This is a genomic window from Sphingopyxis sp. (assembly GCF_034380315.1).
In the GTDB taxonomy this organism is placed as follows: domain Bacteria; phylum Pseudomonadota; class Alphaproteobacteria; order Sphingomonadales; family Sphingomonadaceae; genus Sphingopyxis.
In genome coordinates this window covers 60769-79096 of sequence record NZ_JAXMPB010000011.1, presented here as the reverse complement: position 1 = coordinate 79096, position 18328 = coordinate 60769, and the positions used below count along the sequence as shown (strand labels likewise).

Below are 18328 nucleotides of genomic sequence, written 5' to 3'. Positions count from 1 at the left end.
CCGCACTTCGACAAAAGCCTGTCTCATACCGACGAGTAGCCTTGCTCGCCCCGCCGTCTCAGCTTAGCTTTCACGCATCAAACCGGGGAGTAATAATATGAAATCGGGCCCATCTATTATCGCCCTGGCGCTTGCGGTCGCCGCGCCTGCGATCCTCCATGCGCAGGACAAACCCGATGACAAGGCGAAGGCCGAAAAGTCCGCCGATTATGAGCCACAGGTTCGCACGTCCAAGCTTTCCGGCACCTTCGGCGGCCAGCGGGTCAACTATACCGCGACGATCGGCGAAACGATCCTAAAGAACAAGGATGGGGTGCCCGAGGCCGCCGTCGTCACCACCTCCTATGTCAAGGAACCGCGCGATCCCGGTCGCCCCGTCACCTTCCTGTTCAACGGCGGCCCGGGGTCAGGCACGGTGTGGCTGATGATGGGTGCCTTTGGCCCCAAGCGCGTCGCCATCCCCAGCGACGCCCGCGACGATGGTGCTCCTCCTTATCCGATCGTCGACAATCCCGATGCCCTGCTCGACGTTACCGACATCGTCTTCATCGACCCGCCGGGCACCGGCTTTTCGCATCTGATCGGCAAGGCCGACCCCAAGGATTATTATGGGGTGACGCAGGATGCGAAGGCAGTCGCCGAAGTCATCCGCCGCTGGCTCAACGACAATGGCCGCTGGAACAGCCCCAAATATCTGGGCGGCGAAAGCTATGGCACGACGCGGTCGGCGGCGGTCGCCAACCAGTTGATGAACGCGACCTTCAACGACGTCGCGCTCAACGGCATCATCCTGATTTCGACCGTGCTCGACTTTGCGGCGGGCGCCGATACGCCGGGCAATGAACTCAGCTATATCACCAACCTGCCCTCAATGGCGGTCACCGCCCTCTATCACGGCAAGGCGAGCGCGCCGTCGGTCGAGGCTTTTGCCGAGGAGGCACGGCAATGGGCGATCGGCCCCTATGCGACCGCGCTGCTCAAAGGACAGAAGTTGCCGGGCGAGGAACGCGCCGCGATCCGCCGCGAGCTCGCGCGCTTCACGGGTCTTTCCGAAACCTATCTTGAACAGGCGGATCTGCGCGTCACCCCGGCGCGCTTCTACAAGGAATTGCTCCGCGACCGCGGCCTGACCGTCGGGCGGCTCGATAGTCGCTATACCGGCCGCGACTACGACAATGCCGGCGAAAGTCCTGACAACGACCCCAGCTTTTATGGCATCGACGCGGGCTACACCGCCGCGATCAATGCGTGGAGCCGGGAGACGCTGGGGTTCAAGACCGACCGCGAATATCAGTCGATCGGCCGGATCGGCGGGCAATGGGACTGGCGGATCGGCGGGCGCGACACCAACGCCTATCTGAATGTCGCCCCCTATATCGGGCAGGCGCTGCGCGAAAATTCTGGACTGAAAGTTCTGGTTGCACAGGGCTGGTATGATTTTGCGACACCCTTTTTCGCGGCCGAATATGCACTGTCGCGCACCGGCATTCCGCAGGACCGCATCACCTATACCTATTATGACGCGGGCCATATGATGTATATTCGCGATGAGGACCGGCGAAAGCTGTCCGACGACGTGCGCGCCTTCATCCGCGAGCGCTGACTCGGGCTTTGCCGATCCTCTCGTCAGCCGGGGCTTGCTTCAGCGTTCAGCGGAGCACCCCGGCCGCAACCTGCCGCCGCGCATAGAGATAGAGCGCGATACCGATCGCCCAGATCACTACGGTGAAGGCCAGCGGGAATATTCCGAACATCCGCATCAGATCGGCATAATGCAGGCCGAACTGATAGGCTGAACTAAGCGCCAGCCCAACCAGCGAGGCCAGAAAGGCGGTTTCGGCATGGCGGCTGCGCGCCAAAAGCAGCACCGAGCCCAGCACCGCACCCCATATGCCAAGCCCCCAGCCGATATTGGCCCACAGAGGAAAGCTGGTGAAATATTGCTGCTGCTCAGGCGTAAACGCCGCCATATAGTCCGGATTGTTGAGCTTGGTCATCACATAGTCGAACGCCCCAAAGGCGTTCCAAAGCAAGGAAGCGATACCGACGATCCACATATGTGTCGGCGCTTTGGCACTATCGGTCATAGTCATCCCCCTCCCCAGAAAGATCACACACAGACGCTCATCATACACATCCCGAAGCAGATGTGACATATTCATATAACACACCAGATCAGCCACGCAAAGCGCTTCCACGCGGGTGGGCTTGGCAAATCCACCGCGCCCCCCCAATATGCGCATCATGTGCGTCGTCGCGCTCGCTTGGCGGGCCCACCCCGAATTTCCTTTGATCCTGCTCGGCAATCGGGACGAGTTTTATGCCCGCGCCGCCGCGCCGCTCGGGGCGTGGGATGACGGCAGCGGGGTCATCGCCGGACGCGACCTGCAGGCGGGCGGCACCTGGCTGGGACTGCACAAGCCCAGTGGACGCTCCGTTGTCATCACCAATGTTCGCGGAGCTTCCCCCGATCCCACAAAGGAATCGCGCGGTGCTCTTGTCACCGATCTGTTGCGCCGCGAGGGGCGCTTCGCCGATCCGGCGGAACCCGATCTCGACCGCTTCAATGCTTTCAACCTTTTCACCGCCGACGCCGACGGCGCGCGGCTGTTCACCAACCGCCCGGCGCCGCGCATTTCCCCCCTTGCCCCCGGGATCCACGCGCTGGCCAACGAACCGGCAACGTCACCCTGCCCGCGCGCCGCACTGCTCGGCCAGTTACTCAGTGCGGCGGTGTCGGATGGTATGGATATCGCCGCGCTGTTCGATGCGTTGGCGGCCGACGCACCGCCAGCCCTGTTTCTGAACGGCGAACTTTACGGAACGCGCGCCAGCACACTGCTGACCATCGATACCGAAGGACGAGCGAGAATCGCCGAACGCCGATACGAAAAGGGCGGCCGCTCCACCGGAACGACCGCCCTCGAACTTCGGATCGGCTGAGCCGTCGCGCGTTATTTCGGCGCCAGAACCATCAGCATCTGGCGGCCTTCGGTGCGCGGATGCGCCTCGACCTTCGCGATTTCGGCGGTCATTTCGGCAACGCGTTGCAGCACGTTCAGGCCGAGTTGGGTGTGGCTCATTTCGCGGCCACGAAAGCGCATGGTCATCTTGACCTTGTCGCCATCCTCCAGAAAGTCGAAGACCTTCTTCATCTTCACATCGAAATCATGATCATCGATGTTCGGGCGCATCTTGATCTCTTTGATTTCTTGAGTTTTTTGAGTCTTGCGCGCGGCGTTCGCCTTTTTCTGGGCTTCATATTTGAACTTGCCCACATCCAGGAATTTGCACACCGGCGGATCGGCGTTGGGGGAGACTTCGACCAGGTCCAGACCGACTTCGGCCGCCTGTTCGATCGCTTCGGCAGTCAGCATTACGCCCAGATTCTCACCTTCCTCGTCGATCACGCGGACCTTCGGCGAGGCGATGAATTCATTATATCGCGGGCCATTCTTGGGCGGCATCGGCGCCATCGAGCGGCGGGTCATGGGCGGGCGTATAGCTGTATCTCCTCAAAATCTCTGACAGGCACGCGCAATCCTGCGGAAAGCACGCACAGCGCACATATAATGAACATTGGCGCCCCGTAAAGGTCGCCGTTGCAAATGAGCCACCGCTTTTCCGGCAACTGTGGCGGCTATGCCACGCCCCGGCGCATCACCATTTCGCCGGAGCGGGATCGACGACACGGAACCCCCCGGCGCCGACCTCGCTGACCTCAAGCGCGCGGATCGCGATACCGCGATCGTTGAACCGGAAAATGCCATCGATCCCACCAAAACCGTCGGCCGCAAGCAGCTTGTTCACGGGAAAACTGGTGCCCGGCTTCCAGTCGCGCGCGATACGTACCGTGAGCAGCACCGAATCATAGCCCAGGCTGGCAAGGCGATAGGGCGCCTTTCCGAACCGGGTTCGGTATTTGCCGGCCAACTGCCCGTAAAGACCGTCGGAAACGCTGGCGAACCAGGCGCCGCGCATCGCCGCATTGCCGCCAAGCGCCGCATCGGTGTTCCAAAGCTCGGTTCCCAGAATCTGGCGCTCGCCCGCGCTCTTGATCACCGGAACCGCACGCACCGCATTGCCGCCGCTGTCGGCGATCAGCACCGCATCCATCGCCCCGGCATTGGCAAGACGCCGGGCCGCACCGGTCAACGCCGTCGCGCTGCGGTCATAATTTTCAACTGCAACCAGCGTTCCTCCCGCATCCTTCACCGCGGCCCGGAAAGCGGCAGTCGCCCGCTCGCCATAGACATTCTTGGGCACCAAAGCGCCGAACCGCATATGCCCTTTGGTCCGCGCAAAGGACACGACCCGTTCGACGGACTGGCCGGGGACGAAGCCCATGATGAACACGCCGTTTCCGGCAACACTGCTGTCGTTAGAAAAGCTGAGCACCGGAACCTTTGCCGCGCGCGCGATAGGCGCAACCGCCGTGACGTCTTCGCTGAGCAGCGGCCCCAGGATCAAGCGGTTGCCGTCGGCCACAGCCTGTCGTGCCGCCGCCGCCGCGCCAAGCGCGGTGTCATAGGTGGTGATACGGACCCGCTCGGTCTTGGTATCGAGCAGCGCCATCGTGGTCGCATTGGCAATCGCGGTGCCGACATCGGCGTTGGTGCCGGTCTGAGGCAAAAGCAATGCCACGCGGTGGCGGTCGGTATCGGTCGGCAGACCGGGCCCAACCGTTTCGTTCGGATTTTCAGGCGGCGGCGCAGTACCGGGGCCCGCAGTTTTCGGTACGACCTGACACGCCGTCAGCAACCCGCCCAGCGCCAATACGCCCAAACCGCGCAGCAATTGCCGACGCGGTGACGCATTCGCTTGGCGCTCGACCAAAGTTTCTGCCATTTTCGGCGACATGCCGGATTCGACCATCATTAAATCTCCCTTGCCCGGTCTCTATATCGTGGCAACGCCCATCGGCAACCTTGGCGACATCAGCCCGCGTGCAGCGGCGGTGTTGGCAGAGGCCAACGTGATCGCCGCCGAAGACACGCGCGTGACGGCGAAGCTGCTGTCGCATCTGGGTTTGCGGATATCGATGACCCCCTATCATGACCATAGCGACGAACGCGCACGCGCCGCGCTGGTTGCGCGGATGGAACAGGAAATTGTCGTGCTGGTGTCGGACGCCGGAACCCCGCTGATTTCCGACCCGGGATACAAGCTGGTGCGCGACGCGCGCGCGGCTGGCCGCCATGTCACCACCCTGCCCGGCCCCTGCGCGGCCATCGCCGCGATCACCCTGTCGGGCCTGCCGAGCGACCGCTTTCTGTTCGCGGGCTTCCTGCCGTCAAAGGTCAAGGCGCGGGCCGACACCATCGCCGAATTCGCCGCACTGCGCGCCACCCTCGTCTTCTACGAAAGCGGCCCACGGCTCGCCGCCGCGCTGACCGCCCTCGCCGACGGACTGGGCAATCGCGAGGCTGCGGTCGCGCGCGAGATCACCAAGCTTTACGAACAATGCGTGACCGGCCCGCTTCGCGACCTTGCCGCACGCTACGCTGACGCACCGCCGAAAGGCGAAATCGTCGTGATCGTCGGCCCGCCGCCCGAAGACAGCCACGAAGAAGGCGACGACGAAACGATCGATGCGGCGCTGCGCGCGGCACTCGCCGATCAACCGGTCGCGCGAGCGGCCAAGGCAGTCGCCAAGCGTTTCGGGCGCGACCGACACAATATTTACGCCCGCGCGCTGACTCTGAAGGACAGCGTTTGACGCGCGCTGCCGCCGAAGCGCGCGGACGGCGAGCGGAGCGGCGAGCCGCATGGTGGCTGCGCCTTCGCGGCTGGCGGATATTGGGGATGCGTCTGCGCGTACCGGTGGGCGAGGTTGACCTTGTAGCGCGGCGCGGCCGCACCCTGGCCTTTATCGAAGTGAAATGGCGCGACCGCGCCGAAGAACTGGACTTTGCCGTCGACGAATGGCGGCTGCGCCGCGTCGCGGCAGCGGCGGAAATGCTCGCCCCGCGCTTCGCCCGAGCGGGCGATGACATTCGGATTGACGCGATGCTGCTTGCGCCCGGGCGCCTGCCACGCCATCTGGTCCACGTCTGGCAACCCTAGGAGAAGCAAATGACCCTGCGCGCAGCCGTGCAAATGGACCCAATGGACGGCATCAACATCGGCGGGGACAGCAGCTTTCACCTGATGCTGAAGGCCCAGGAACGCGGCTATGTCCTCTATCATTATGACGTCCGCGGCCTGACATGGGAGGGCGGACGACTGACCACCCGCGCCCATCCAGTCTATGACGTAAAGCGCGAGATGGGCGATCATTATCGCTTCGGTGATCCGGTAACGATCGATCTGGGGCGCGATGTCGATGTCGTGCTGATGCGCCAGGACCCACCCTTTGACCTTGGCTATCTGACCGGAACCTGGCTGCTCGAACGCATCGCGGACGAAACGCTGGTGGTGAATGACCCGGTATCGGTCCGCAACGCCCCGGAAAAGGTCTTCGTCCTCGACTTTCCAGAGTTCATGCCGCCAACGATGGTGACGCGCGACCTGGATGCGGTGAAAGATTTCCAGGCCCGCTACGGCGCAATCGTGGTCAAGCCGCTGCACGGCAATGGCGGCAAGGCGGTGTTCCGGATCGACGCCGATGGCGCCAACCTTGGCGCGCTGGTCGAATTGTTCGGCCAGGTGTGGCCCGAACCCTTCATGGTCCAGCAGTTCCTGCCCAGCGTCAGCAAGGGCGATAAGCGCATCGTGCTGATCGACGGCGAAGTCGCCGGAGCGATCAACCGCAAACCGGGCGAAGGCGAGTTCCGATCGAACCTGGCGGTCGGTGGTTATGCCGAAGCGGCGGACCTCACGCCGCGCGAGCAGGAAATCTGCGCTGCGCTGGGCCCGGCGTTGAAGGCACGCGGGCTGATCTTTGTCGGCATCGATGTCATCGGCGGCGAATGGCTGACCGAAATCAACGTTACTTCGCCCACCGGCATCGTCGCGATCGATCGTTTCAACAACAGCGATACCGCCGGCATGATCTGGGACGCAATCGCAGGGCGGGTCGCCCAGGCATAACCCTGTCATTGCAAGCATAGCGAAGCGGACGAGAGCGGGGTAAGGCCGTTTCCGGATCGCCGCCTCGCCCCGGCTCCTTGCAATGACGACTGTTTTTCTTCGCAGGACAGCATATCCATGACCGAATTCATTCTCGATCTCATTCAGTCGTGGGGCTATCTCGGCATCGCGATCCTGATGTTCCTGGAAAATGTGTTCCCACCGATCCCGTCGGAAGTGATCATGAGCCTGGGCGGCGTCATGGTCGGCCAGGGACGCTTCGACTATTGGACGCTGGTGGCCTTTGCCGTCGTCGGCACGACGCTCGGTAACTGGGTGTGGTACTGGATCGGCCGCTGGTTCGGTTATGAACGGCTGAAACCGCTGATCGACCGCTATGGCCGCTGGCTGACGCTTGACTGGGACGAGGTCGAACAACTGCACGACTGGTTCATTCGCTATGGCTCGGGCATCGTCTTTTTCTGCCGCTTCATGCCAATCGCGCGCACGATGATCTCGCTGCCCGCCGGGATGGTCGGCATGAACCAGGTCAAGTTTCTTGCGTGGACCGCCGCCGGTTCGACGATCTGGATCGCCGCTCTTGCCGGTGCCGGATCGTGGTTCGGCCGCCAGTTCCATGAGGTCGAGCGCTTCATCGGCCCGGTGGCACTGATCGCGATCGGGTCGATCATATTGCTTTATGTGTACCGCGTCGTGACGTGGAAACCCAAGGCGCCGCGGCAGGACTGATCCGGCGGCCGCCACCAAGGCCGGACGCCGCCTTTCTTGTTCCGTCCTTGCCTAGGCCCGCGGGTGGGCGCTGCGATAAATGTCGAGCAGGTGCGCCGCATCAACCGCAGTGTAGATCTGGGTCGAGGCCAGGCTGGCATGACCGAGCAGTTCCTGCAGGCTGCGCAAGTCTGCACCGCCCGCGAGCAGATGCGTCGCGAAACTGTGCCGCAGCGCATGCGGCGTCGTGCGTTCGGGAAGCCCCAGCGCACGCCGCGCGGCGCGGACATTGGCGCGCACCACCCCTGGCGCCAGCGGCCCACCGCGCACCCCGACGAACAGCGGGCCATTCTTGTCGATGTCATAGGGACAAGCCGCCACGTAACGCGCGACAGCCTGTGCCACCGCTGGCAGAACAGGCACGATCCGCGTCTTGCCACGCTTGCCGGTGACACGCAGCGTGGCGCCGAGCGGCAGCGCGGCACCGGTCAGTCCCAGCGCCTCACCGATCCGCAACCCGGCGCCATATAGCAGCAGCAGCAGTGCAAAATCGCGCGCGCCCGCCCAGCCCTCGCGCGCATTGTCCTCGACATCCTGAGCGAGTTCGAGCGCTTCGGTGGGGGCGACCGGACGCGGCAACCCCTTTTTGACGCGCGGCCCGCGCATCGCCGGCACGCTCGCCTCCGACCCGCCGACGAAGCGCAGAAAACCGCGCAACGCCGACAGCTCGCGCGCCGCCGAGGCATTGCTGAGCCCTTCGCCGCGCCGGTCGGCAAGATAGGCGCGCAGATCATTGGGACCGAGCGCGGTCAGCATCCGCCGATCGACCGCCCCGCCGCGATGCAGCGATAAAAAGGCGCAGAAACGCACGGCGGTCGCGATATAGGCGCGGCGCGTATGGTCCGAACGGCGCTTTTCATGCGCCAGGTGGGCGTCCCAGTCGCGGATGATGTCGTGCGCCAAAGCCCGTCCTCCAAAACCCGTCCGTCCCGCCCTGTTCCCGCGCGACGCAAATAGGCCCGCAAGGATTAGTGAGTTTTGACCAGCTCGGAAAGGATCGAGTCGAGCAGCAATATGCCGTCGTCGGTGACGCGCAGCCGATCGCCTTGGTGCGCCACCAGCCCCTGCGCGCCGAGCCGCACCGCCGCTTCGGCGTCGAAAAACGCCGCGCGCACCAGTCCGCTGCGTGCCTCGATGCGCGCAAGATCGACGCCTTCGGTCAGCCGCAGCCCCATCAGCATCGCCTCGGTCGCGCGCTCTTGTCCCGGCAGATCGCTTTCGGCCTTCAACCCATGACCGTTGCGGTCGGTGGCGGACAGGAAATTCTCGGGCTTCTTGTGCCGCTCGGTCGCCTGGCCAAGCCGCCGTCCATGGGCGCCAGGGCCGATCCCCGCATAATCGCCATAGCGCCAATAGGTCAGATTGTGGCGGCTTTCCTCGCCGGGCCGGGCATGGTTCGACACTTCATAACGCGGCAGGCCAGCGGCGCGCGTCATCGCCTGCGTCGCGTCGAAGAGGTCCGCGGCGGCATCGCCGTCGGGAATGACGAGGTCGCCCTTCGCCGCCAACGTGGCAAAGCGGGTGCCGGGTTCGATGGTCAGCTGGTACAACGACAGATGGCCGGTGCCAAAGGCGAGCGCTTCGGCCAGTTCGGCCTCCCACGCCGCCAGCGTCTGGCCGGGACGCGCATAGATGAGGTCAAAGCTGACGCGCGCAAAATGCGCCTGCGCCGCCGCGATCGCCGCCCGTGCCTCGTCGCCGCTGTGCGCGCGGCCCAGAAAGTTCAGGACGTACGGATCAAAGCTTTGCACCCCGATCGACACGCGATTGACCCCGGCGCGGGCGAGCGCCGCGAAATTGGCGACCTCGACCGAATTGGGGTTCGCCTCCAGCGTGATCTCGCAATCTGCGGTCAACCCCCAGGCGTCGTCCGCCGCCGCAATCACCGCCGCGACGGTATCGGACGGCATCAGGCTGGGGGTCCCACCGCCGAAAAAGATCGACGAAACGCCACGTCCCGGCAGCAACGCCGCTTCGTGCCGCAAATCGGCGAGCAGCGCCGCGCGCCACGCCGCCTGATCGACGCGGTCGCGGACATGGCTGTTGAAATCGCAATAGGGACATTTCGACACGCAAAACGGCCAATGGACATAAAGGGCAAGCGGATCGACCATGAACGCGCCCTACGCCGGAATGCGCGCCGCGCGAAGGGCCGATCGTAAATCGCACCAAACCGGACGCATCTGCACGCCAAACCCGCCATTGTGAACCCAGTTCGCGCAGCCACTGCCTGGTCCCTTCCATAATTTCCCCGAACGGAACGGAAGGGAAGTCACCATGAGTATTGCAAACACGCTAGCCGACGTCTGTCTGAGGGAATGGGAGTTCTTCAGGCGCTCGTCGATCAACCTCGACGGCACATCGACCGTGGGGCTGCGCGAATATGATCCGGGCGGGTGGCAACGCGTTGCCGACTATTGGAAATTCATCGGCGGCGCCTATGCCAATCTGACCGGACTCGATCGCGGCACCCCCTGGTCCGCCGCCTTCATATCCTGGGCGATGAATGCGGCGGGCGCGGGCGACAAATTCCCCTATTCGGCGGGACATGCGACCTATATCAACCGCGCGATCAAGAATGCGGGCATATCTTCGGCGGCATTGATCGGCCATCGGCTGGGGGAGTATGCGCCAAAGGTCGGCGATCTCGTCGGTTATTGGCGCGGAGGAAAGCCGATCAGCTTCGACAATGCTCCGAAAATCGGCTGGTACGAAAGTCACACGGACATCGTTGTGGAGGTCGGCAATGGCTTTGTTCATTGCATCGGCGGCAATGTGCTCCATTCAGTTACAAAGCGCGCCGTACGGACGAACGCCAGCGGGATCGTCACCGACCGAAAGCAGAACTGGTTCGTGGTGATCGAAAACCGCATCTGAAGCCCCCCCCCCGGCCGGCGTCAAACCATCACCCAGCGCCGAATTGCGGCCGCCGCGCTGTCCGCGCTCCGGTCGGTGACGTCAATATCGAATACGGCGTCGCAATGATCGAGCAGGATCGGGCGCGCCATACCGTCGCCGACCACTGCGGCATCGGACAGCTTGCGCGACCGGACGCGGTCCGGCGCCGCGATCCGCCGCGCGCGTTCGACGTCGGCGCAGCTCAGATGCACGCCGTACAGCCGTGCCCGCCGCGCATCGGCCAGCGACCGGATCGCCGCCTGCCACTCCTCACCCCAGGCGCGCCTTTGGCTCGGCGCGATCATCAGAATGATCGCGGTCGCCTGCGGTAACGCTGCGGCGCGCTCAAAGGCGATCGCCCGCACCGCCCGCACCGTGTCGAAAAAGGCCTCGGAACCGAAATCGGTCGTCGCAAAGGCCGGATCGTACAATGTGTGATTATCGATCAACCGCGCACCGAGCGCCTCTGCCAGCAGTCGCCCGATGGTCAGCTTTCCAACGCCGGCATGGCCGTTCAGTTCAATGATCATGCGCGCATCATGGCGCGCTTGGCTCCGGTCCGCAACGCCACGTCGGCTTCGGTTTTGCCGTCGGGATCAAGGCGCTGTCCCGTCATCGGCATCGGATCCCGAACGCCTATTCGAACAACCCAGCCACCAGCTTTACGAAGGCATCCGCACGGTGGCTGATCGCATGTTTTTCGGCCGGATCAATTTCGGCATAGGTCAACGCCTTGCCAACCGGAATGAATACAGGATCATAACCGAAGCCCAACTTGCCGCGCGGCGGCCAAGTCAGCGTGCCTTCGGCCCGGCCTTCGAAAACCTCGGCATGACCATCGGGCCAGGCGAGCGCCAGAGTGCAGATAAAGGTGGCGCTGCGGTCGACATCGGCTCCCTGTTCGGCGAGCAACCCTTCGACCTTGCCCATCGCCATATACCAGTCGCGGCCCGGATCGCCCTCAAACGCCTGCCGCTCGGCCCAGTCTGCGGTATAAACGCCCGGCCGCCCACCGAGCGCTGCAACCGCCAGCCCGCTGTCGTCGGCAAGCGCGGGAAGCCCCGATGCCGACGCGCTCGCATGCGCCTTGAGCAGCGCATTGTCTCGAAAGGTTGTTCCTGTCTCTTTGGGTTCAGGCAGGTCGAGATCGCCCGCCGACACCGGGTCAATCCCGAAGGGTTCCAGCAGCGCGCGAATCTCGCGCACCTTGCCGGCATTGTGGCTGGCGATGACGAGCTTTCCGGGGGCAAGTTTGCGGTGGGTCATCAATGCTGGCCTTCTATCACTTCAAGCTGCGCAAACCAATTTCGAGAGGGCCGCGCAAAAACGCCAGCCGACGGAACGCTGGCGCCTGTGCACGTTCCGATTCCCTGCTTATCGCCCGACAGCCTTGTCCTGCGCGGCGAAAATTTCGCCGCAACCGATGCGTGCGAGGCGAAGCAGGCGGAGCAGCCCTTCCTCGTCATAGGTCGCGCCCTCAGCGCTCGCCTGCACCTCAACGATCTGACCGCCACCGGTAAGCACGAAATTACCATCGGCTTCGGCCACCGAATCCTCGTCATAATCGAGGTCGAGCACCGGCGTGCCCTTGTAGATTCCGCACGAAATTGCCGCGACCTTGTCGGCGATCGGGTCCTCGGCGATCGCCTTCGCCGCCAGCAGCTTGTCGACCGCAAGACGCAGCGCGACCCACGCGCCCGAGATCGACGCGGTGCGCGTGCCGCCATCGGCCTGGATGACGTCGCAATCGATCACGATCTGGCGCTCACCCAGCTTTTGCATATCGACGACCGCACGCAAGCTGCGGCCGATAAGTCGCTGGATTTCCTGTGTCCGGCCCGACTGCTTGCCCTTTGCCGCTTCACGGCTGCCGCGCGTGTGCGTGGCCCGGGGCAGCATGCCATATTCGGCCGTCACCCAGCCCGAGCCCTTGCCGCGCAGAAAGGGCGGCACCTTTTCCTCGACACTGGCAGTCACCAGCACCTTGGTGTTGCCAAAGCTGACGAGAACGCTGCCCTCGGCATGGATGGTGAATTCGGTTTCGATGGCGATGGGGCGCATCTGATCGGGCGCGCGGCCGGAAGGGCGCATGGGTGTATCTCCTGTGAATGTGTGCGAGGGCGCTTAGCCGGGTTGCCCGATTTGCGCCACCCGTCATTGCAAGCGCGCAACAGCTCCGCGCGACCGAGCCCCCCGGCTGCGTGGACAAAGGCGGCAAGGTGCCGCTGGCTGGTTGCGGCCTGGACGATCCACCCGGCGATGAAGCCGTGGGGAGGCGGCACGGCGCTTCAGGAACGTCCGCAAAGCTTGCCCCCTGCCCCTCCTCTCCCTAAATCCGTCGCATGACGCCGCCGCCGATCACCGAACTCACCACGCGCGCCCGCGATGTGTTCCGGCTGGTTGTCGATGCCTATCTGGAAACCGGCCAGCCCGTGGGTTCGCGCACCCTGTCGAAACTCGCGGCATTGAACCTGTCGCCTGCCTCGATCCGCAATGTGATGCAGGATCTGGAGGAGCTGGGTCTGCTCGCCAGCCCGCACACAAGCGCGGGACGGATGCCGACCGAACAGGGGCTGCGGCTGTTCGTCGACGGGATGATGCAGGTCGCTGAACCAAGCGCCGAGGATCGCGCCCAGATCGAGGCGAGCCTGTCCGAAAGCGGCCCGATCGAAAGCGCGCTCGCGCAGGCGACATCGGCGCTGTCGGGCCTGTCCGCCTGCGCCGGACTGGTCCTGGTGCCCAAGCATGAGCGGGTGTTAAAACAGCTCGCCTTCGTACCGCTGTCGGATCGTCAGGCACTGGTCGTGCTGGTTGCGGGCGACGGCGCGGTCGAAAACCGCGTGATCGACATTCCCGCCGGCCTTTCACCGTCGATGCTGGTCGAAGCGGGCAACTACATCTCCGCCATGTTCGGCGGCCTGACGCTGGCCGAGGCGCTGGCGCGGGTCCGCCGCGAGATAGAGGCGGAACGCATCGCGATCGACCGCGCGGCGCAGGATCTGGTGTCGCGTGGGCTCGCCGCTTGGTCGTCCGACGGCGCCGACCGCCCGGTGCTGATTGTGCGCGGTCAGGCGAATCTGCTCGACGACAGCGCGGTCGGCGACCTCGACCGGGTGCGCCAGCTGCTCGACGAGCTCGAATCGAAGCAGGAAATCGCCGGGCTGCTCGACAGCGCGCGCGAAGGCCGCGCGACGCGCATTTTCATCGGGTCGGAGAACAAGCTCTTTTCGCTGTCGGGATCGTCGGTTATCGCCGCGCCCTATCATGGCAGCGACGGTCGCGTGGTCGGCGTGGTAGGGGTTATCGGCCCGACCCGCTTGAACTATGCGCGTATCGTACCCATGGTGGATTTCACGGCACAATCGCTCTCAAAACTGATACGATAGGTTTATGACGAACATCGAAAATGACACGCCCGTCGACGACGGCACCGCTCCCGAAACCGCCGCAACCGGCGCCCCGGCCCCGGCCGAAACCGACGAAGCGGCGAAGCTCGCCGAACAGCTCGCAGCGGTACAGCAGGATTTGCTCTATGCGCGCGCCGAAACGCAGAATGTCCGTCGCCGCGCTGAAAAGGAAGTCGCCGACGCCCACGCCTATGCCGCGACCAAGTTCGCGCGCGACATTTTGTCGGTCGCCGACAATCTGGGCCGGGCGCTCGCCGCGCTGGGCGCCGAACAGCGCGCTGATGAAGCGATCAAACCGCTGCTGACCGGAATTGAGGCGACCGAGCGCGAATTGCTGAGCGTGTTCGAACGCCACGGCATCACCCGCATCGCGGCGATCGGCTTGCCGCTCGACCCGAACCAGCATCAGGCGATGCTCGAAATCCCGAGCGACAAGGAGCCTGGGACGATCGTCCAGGAAATGCAGGCCGGCTATATGATGAAGGACCGCCTGCTGCGTCCCGCGATGGTCGGGGTGGCGAAGGCCGGATAATCCTGCGGCAAACGCGGCTCCCCGGCGTAAGCCGGGGGCTAGCGGCCCAAGGGGCACGTCCGCCTGACTGACCGTCAGATGAAGGCATCGCTTCAGTCGTCAATGCGAGTGAAACGGAACCATCCCTAACCATCCGTCCCGCGCGACGTCGATGACCTTAGAGGCCGGTGCATAGCGCCTCCCATCGCGAGGTCGATGCGGCGCTTTGCCGCCTTATGCCGCCTTGCGCAGCTTCGCCAATTTCTTCAGCACCATGTCGCGCTTCAGTCGCGACAGATGGTCGATGAACAAAATGCCTTCCAGATGGTCATGCTCGTGCTGGATGCACGTCGCCATCAGGCCGGTCATGCGTTCTTGATGGTGTTTTCCATCTTCGTCCTGCCAGTCGACGGTGACTTCGGCGGGGCGCGTCACATCGGCATATTGTTCGGGAACCGACAGACAGCCTTCCTGATAGACACTATGCTCCTCGCTCTCGTCGGAAAAGACGGGATTGATGAAGACGCGCGGTTCGCGGACGATGCGCTTGCCCTCTTCATCCTCGGGATCGACCTCCTGAAGATCGATCACCAATATGCGCTTCGGCACCCCGACCTGAATCGCGGCGAGTCCGATCCCGGGCGCGTCGTACATCGTCTCGAACATGTCGGCGACCAGCTGCTTGAGCTCGGCATCGAACGTCTCGACGGGCTTGGAAATGACGCGGAGCCGCGGATCGGGGGTCTCTATGATAGGAAGAATGGCCATGGGTGCGAGGTATGATCGCGAAGGCGCGCGGTCAAGGGGGCGTCAAACCGCCCCGCATTCCTTCATCGCCAACTGCCCGCGCCGCAGATCGAAGCTCCCCCTGACGCTGTGATCCTTGTCCGGATTGTCGGCCGACGCTTCGGCGGGGCGGCCTGCCTGGCTTTTCCGGCCAGCCCCCGATCCGCTGACATTGGCCGGACGCAGGTGGATGTCGATAATCGATCGATCATAACCGCTGGGGCGCGGCTCCCGCCTTTCCTTCAGCGCCGCATGTACTTCTTCAGCGAAATATTCGGGACGATAGGCATAAATACGTTCCCAATCCGCAAGGCGACCTACGCAGGGTGCACCTTCCAACTGCGCCTCGACTTGGTCTATTTCGGTTTCGGTCGGCTTGCCCTCTCGCGTGACGCAGGCGCCCAAAAACAGGAAAATGAAGAGCGCCGCATGCCTCATCCGACGGGCCGACGTGCGCGCAGCGCCTGCGCCAGCGTCCCTTCGTCGAGGTAATCGAGTTCACCGCCCACCGGCAAGCCGTGTGCAAGCTGTGTCAGACGTACCGGATAGCTCTCCAACCGCTCGGCGAGGTAATGCGCGGTCGTCTGCCCCTCCAGCGTCGCGTTCATCGCCAGCACGACTTCGTCGATCCCGCCCGCTGCGACCCGCGCGACCAACGCATCAATGCTCAGGTCCTGCGGCCGCACCCCCTCCAGCGCCGACAGCCGCCCGCCGAGCACATGATATTTGCCAGGGAAGAGCCGCGACTTGTCGAGCGCCCACAAGTCCGACACTTCCTCGACGACACACAAGCTACGCTCGTCACGGCGCGGGTCGGCACAGATCGCGCAAGGGTCGCGGGTATCGACATTGCCGCACGTCGTGCAGGTGACAAGCCGTTCGGCTACAGTCTGGAGCGCGGCAAGCAGCGGCGCAAAGCTGCTTTCGCGCTTTTTCATCAGGTGCAGCACCGCCCGCCGCGCCGAACGCGGGCCCAGACCGGGCAGCCGGGCAAGTTGCTGGACGAGCGCTTCGATTTCAGTGGAGGCCATGGGCTGGTGGTAGTGGGTGTGCAATCGGCGCACAATCCTGTTGTATCCCCGCGAAGGCCGGGATCCGGAACGACATAGGACCGCACCGGCCGGATCCACGTCTGCACGGGGACACGTCGCAGAGACACGCCACAGGGACACAAGGCTTGAATGTACGGCCTTCCTTCGCCAAAGCCCCTCGCCATGCGCATCGCCTTCATGGGAACCCCGCCCTTTGCGGTACCGACGCTCGCCGCGCTACACGCGGCAGGGCATGATATTGCCGCCGTCTATACCCAGCCGCCGCGGCCGGCCCAGCGCGGCAAGAAGCTACAGCAAAGCGCGGTCCACCATTGGGCCGAGGAACATGGTCTGCCCGTCCGCACGCCGAAAAGCCTGAAAGGCGAAGAGGCGCAGGCCGAATTCGCCGCGCTCGGACTCGATATCGCAGTGGTCGCCGCTTATGGCCTGATCCTTCCGCAAGCGGTGCTCGACGCGCCGCGCGAAGGCTGCCTCAATGTCCATGGGTCGGTGCTACCGCGCTGGCGCGGTGCCGCGCCGGTGCAGCGCGCGATCCTGGCCGGCGACCGGGAAACGGGCGTAACGATCATGCAAATGGACGCGGGGCTCGATACTGGCGGCATGCGGCTCGTCGAATCCACATTGATCGCGGGTAAAAGCGCAGGATATCTGACCGATGAGCTAGCCGAAATGGGCGCGCTGATGATGGTGAGGGTGCTGAGCGACCTTCACGCCTTTCCCCCGACCCCGCAACCCGATGAAGGCGTCACCTATGCCGCAAAGATCGACAAGAGCGAGGCCCGGCTCGATTTCCTGACCGGCGCGGTTCAGGTCGAGCGCCAGATTCGCGCCTTTAACCCCATTCCCGGCGCCTTTTTCGAACTGGATGGTGAGCGCTACAAGATTTTGGCGGCCGAGGTGGCCCATCCCGCCGACACCATCGCCGGCGCCGTTCCCGGTACCACGATCGACGATACCCTCTCGATCGCGTGCAATCCCGGCGCGATCCGTGCCTCCCGCATCCAGCGCGCGGGCAAACCCGCGATGGCGGCGGAAGAGCTGCTGCGCGGGCGCCCGATCGCCAAGGGGACGCGGCTCGCATGACCCGCTTTGCACTCACTATTGAGTTCGATGGCCGTCCATTCATGGGCTGGCAGCGACAGTCGCACGGCCCCAGCGTCCAGCAGGCGCTGGAGCAAGCAGTAGAGCGCATCACCGGCGAGGAAACTGCCGTGCACGGCGCTGGACGGACTGACGCCGGAGTTCACGCGATCGCGATGCGTGCGCATGTCGACATCGAAAAGCCGCTTCCGCCCTTTCGCTTGATGGAGGCCTTGAACGCGCAGCTCCGCCCCGCGCCGGTCGCGGTCCTGGCGTGCGAAACAGTCGCCGACGATTGGCACGCGCGCTTTTCGTGCATCGGACGCGCCTATGAATATCGTATCGTCAACCGCCGCGCGCCGCTGACCTGGGACAAGGGGCTGTCATGGCAGTTCGCCCGGCCGCTCGACGCCGATGCGATGCACGGCGCGGCCCAGGCGCTGGTCGGACAACATGACTTCACCACTTTTCGTTCGGTCCATTGCCAGGCCGAAAGCCCGGTCAAGACCCTCGACCGGATCAGCGTCAGCCGCCATGGCGAGGAAATCATCATCGAAACCGCCGCGCGCAGCTTCCTGCATCATCAGGTGCGCTCGATGGTCGGTTGCCTCAGCCTCGTGGGAACGGGCAAATGGTCAGCGCGCGATCTCAAGACCGCGCTCGATGCCGCAGATCGCGCCGAACTCGGGCTCAACGCGCCGCCCGACGGCCTCTATTTCGTCGAGGCAAGATATCCCTAAATTCGCCATTGCGAGCACAAACAAAAAGGGCGGCCCCGCGCGGGACCGCCCTTT

General features: G+C 64.1%; 22 protein-coding genes. 11 read left to right on the top strand and 11 right to left on the bottom strand.

All coding sequences use genetic code 11. From position 1 onward, the window contains the following. Positions 1 to 97 precede the first annotated feature (97 nt). Positions 98 to 1603 (top strand): S10 family peptidase, encoded by a 1506-nt coding sequence (locus U0S50_RS16785; protein ID WP_322309828.1) that lies wholly within the window; start codon positions 98 to 100, stop codon positions 1601 to 1603. A gap of 46 nt (positions 1604 to 1649) precedes the next feature. On the opposite strand, the gene U0S50_RS16780 is transcribed toward U0S50_RS16785, so the two are convergent. After that, positions 1650 to 2087, bottom strand: coding sequence for a hypothetical protein (locus tag U0S50_RS16780; protein ID WP_322309827.1), 438 nt, complete (start codon positions 2085 to 2087; stop codon positions 1650 to 1652). Between the two features lie 148 nt (positions 2088 to 2235). Here U0S50_RS16780 and U0S50_RS16775 point away from each other — a divergent pair, with 148 nt between their 5' ends. Then, on the top strand, positions 2236 to 2943 hold the full coding sequence (locus U0S50_RS16775) for an NRDE family protein (RefSeq protein WP_322309826.1): 708 nt from the start codon (positions 2236 to 2238) through the stop codon (positions 2941 to 2943). 11 nt (positions 2944 to 2954) lie between these two features. On the opposite strand, the gene infC is transcribed toward U0S50_RS16775, so the two are convergent. Both infC and U0S50_RS16765 read right to left on the bottom strand, forming a co-directional pair. Beyond that, the gene (gene infC, locus U0S50_RS16770) at positions 2955 to 3491 is read right to left on the bottom strand and encodes a translation initiation factor IF-3 (protein ID WP_322309825.1); all 537 of its coding nucleotides are present in this window, start codon (positions 3489 to 3491) and stop codon (positions 2955 to 2957) included. Between the two features lie 169 nt (positions 3492 to 3660). Beyond that, positions 3661 to 4875 carry a penicillin-binding protein activator gene (locus U0S50_RS16765; protein ID WP_416195006.1) on the bottom strand — a complete coding sequence of 405 codons (1215 nt, stop codon included), beginning with the start codon at positions 4873 to 4875 and terminating at the stop codon, positions 3661 to 3663. On the opposite strand from U0S50_RS16765, the gene rsmI reads away from it, so the two are divergent. The 4 genes from rsmI (at position 4859) to U0S50_RS16745 (ending at position 7761) form a co-directional block, all read left to right on the top strand. Further along, on the top strand, positions 4859 to 5719 hold the full coding sequence (gene rsmI, locus U0S50_RS16760; protein WP_322309823.1) for a 16S rRNA (cytidine(1402)-2'-O)-methyltransferase: 861 nt from the start codon (positions 4859 to 4861) through the stop codon (positions 5717 to 5719). The two genes, U0S50_RS16765 and rsmI, sit on opposite strands and share 17 nt — an antisense overlap. Further along, on the top strand, positions 5716 to 6066 hold the full coding sequence (locus tag U0S50_RS16755; RefSeq protein ID WP_322309822.1) for a YraN family protein: 351 nt from the start codon (positions 5716 to 5718) through the stop codon (positions 6064 to 6066). The genes rsmI and U0S50_RS16755 overlap by 4 nt, the downstream gene beginning before the upstream one ends. Before the next feature lie 9 nt (positions 6067 to 6075). Then, the gene (gene gshB / locus U0S50_RS16750) at positions 6076 to 7032 is read left to right on the top strand and encodes a glutathione synthase (protein WP_322309821.1); all 957 of its coding nucleotides are present in this window, start codon (positions 6076 to 6078) and stop codon (positions 7030 to 7032) included. 117 nt (positions 7033 to 7149) lie between these two features. Next, the gene (locus U0S50_RS16745) at positions 7150 to 7761 is read left to right on the top strand and encodes a DedA family protein (RefSeq protein WP_322309820.1); all 612 of its coding nucleotides are present in this window, start codon (positions 7150 to 7152) and stop codon (positions 7759 to 7761) included. 51 nt (positions 7762 to 7812) lie between these two features. Here the strand turns inward: U0S50_RS16745 and U0S50_RS16740 are convergent, their stop codons facing one another. Continuing rightward, complete coding sequence (locus U0S50_RS16740) at positions 7813 to 8703, bottom strand: tyrosine-type recombinase/integrase (protein ID WP_322309819.1); 891 nt, start codon at positions 8701 to 8703, stop codon at positions 7813 to 7815. A gap of 65 nt (positions 8704 to 8768) precedes the next feature. Next, entirely contained in the window at positions 8769 to 9914 is a 1146-nt protein-coding gene (hemW, locus tag U0S50_RS16735; RefSeq protein ID WP_322309818.1) for a radical SAM family heme chaperone HemW, read from the bottom strand. A 163-nt stretch (positions 9915 to 10077) separates the two neighbouring features. Here hemW and U0S50_RS16730 point away from each other — a divergent pair, with 163 nt between their 5' ends. After that, positions 10078 to 10677, top strand: coding sequence for a DUF2272 domain-containing protein (locus U0S50_RS16730; RefSeq protein WP_322309817.1), 600 nt, complete (start codon positions 10078 to 10080; stop codon positions 10675 to 10677). Between the two features lie 20 nt (positions 10678 to 10697). Here the strand turns inward: U0S50_RS16730 and U0S50_RS16725 are convergent, their stop codons facing one another. The 3 genes from U0S50_RS16725 to rph form a co-directional block, all read right to left on the bottom strand. Then, complete coding sequence (locus U0S50_RS16725) at positions 10698 to 11228, bottom strand: AAA family ATPase (protein ID WP_322309816.1); 531 nt, start codon at positions 11226 to 11228, stop codon at positions 10698 to 10700. Positions 11229 to 11334: 106 nt separating this feature from the next. Next, on the bottom strand, positions 11335 to 11964 hold the full coding sequence (gene rdgB / locus U0S50_RS16720) for an RdgB/HAM1 family non-canonical purine NTP pyrophosphatase (protein WP_322309815.1): 630 nt from the start codon (positions 11962 to 11964) through the stop codon (positions 11335 to 11337). A 108-nt stretch (positions 11965 to 12072) separates the two neighbouring features. After that, on the bottom strand, positions 12073 to 12789 hold the full coding sequence (gene rph, locus U0S50_RS16715; protein WP_322309814.1) for a ribonuclease PH: 717 nt from the start codon (positions 12787 to 12789) through the stop codon (positions 12073 to 12075). Between the two features lie 251 nt (positions 12790 to 13040). Between rph and hrcA the strand changes: the two genes are divergently transcribed. Both hrcA and grpE read left to right on the top strand, forming a co-directional pair. Then, positions 13041 to 14084, top strand: a complete 1044-nt coding sequence (hrcA, locus tag U0S50_RS16710; protein WP_322309813.1) for a heat-inducible transcriptional repressor HrcA — start codon at positions 13041 to 13043, stop codon at positions 14082 to 14084. 4 nt (positions 14085 to 14088) lie between these two features. Further along, positions 14089 to 14637 (top strand): nucleotide exchange factor GrpE, encoded by a 549-nt coding sequence (gene grpE / locus U0S50_RS16705; RefSeq protein ID WP_322309812.1) that lies wholly within the window; start codon positions 14089 to 14091, stop codon positions 14635 to 14637. A gap of 213 nt (positions 14638 to 14850) precedes the next feature. Here grpE and def read toward each other — a convergent pair whose 3' ends face one another. The 3 genes from def to recR are packed head-to-tail and all read right to left on the bottom strand — an operon-like array spanning position 14851 to position 16433. Then, positions 14851 to 15384, bottom strand: a complete 534-nt coding sequence (gene def / locus U0S50_RS16700) for a peptide deformylase (protein WP_322309811.1) — start codon at positions 15382 to 15384, stop codon at positions 14851 to 14853. A gap of 42 nt (positions 15385 to 15426) precedes the next feature. Then, positions 15427 to 15840, bottom strand: a complete 414-nt coding sequence (locus U0S50_RS16695; protein ID WP_322309810.1) for a hypothetical protein — start codon at positions 15838 to 15840, stop codon at positions 15427 to 15429. Beyond that, on the bottom strand, positions 15837 to 16433 hold the full coding sequence (gene recR / locus U0S50_RS16690) for a recombination mediator RecR (protein ID WP_322309809.1): 597 nt from the start codon (positions 16431 to 16433) through the stop codon (positions 15837 to 15839). Before recR ends, U0S50_RS16695 begins: the two co-directional genes overlap by 4 nt. Before the next feature lie 183 nt (positions 16434 to 16616). Here recR and fmt point away from each other — a divergent pair, with 183 nt between their 5' ends. Both fmt and truA read left to right on the top strand, forming a co-directional pair. Next, on the top strand, positions 16617 to 17537 hold the full coding sequence (gene fmt / locus U0S50_RS16685) for a methionyl-tRNA formyltransferase (protein WP_322309808.1): 921 nt from the start codon (positions 16617 to 16619) through the stop codon (positions 17535 to 17537). Continuing rightward, positions 17534 to 18274, top strand: a complete 741-nt coding sequence (gene truA, locus U0S50_RS16680) for a tRNA pseudouridine(38-40) synthase TruA (protein WP_322309807.1) — start codon at positions 17534 to 17536, stop codon at positions 18272 to 18274. Before fmt ends, truA begins: the two co-directional genes overlap by 4 nt. The last annotated feature ends 54 nt before the right edge of the window (positions 18275 to 18328 follow it).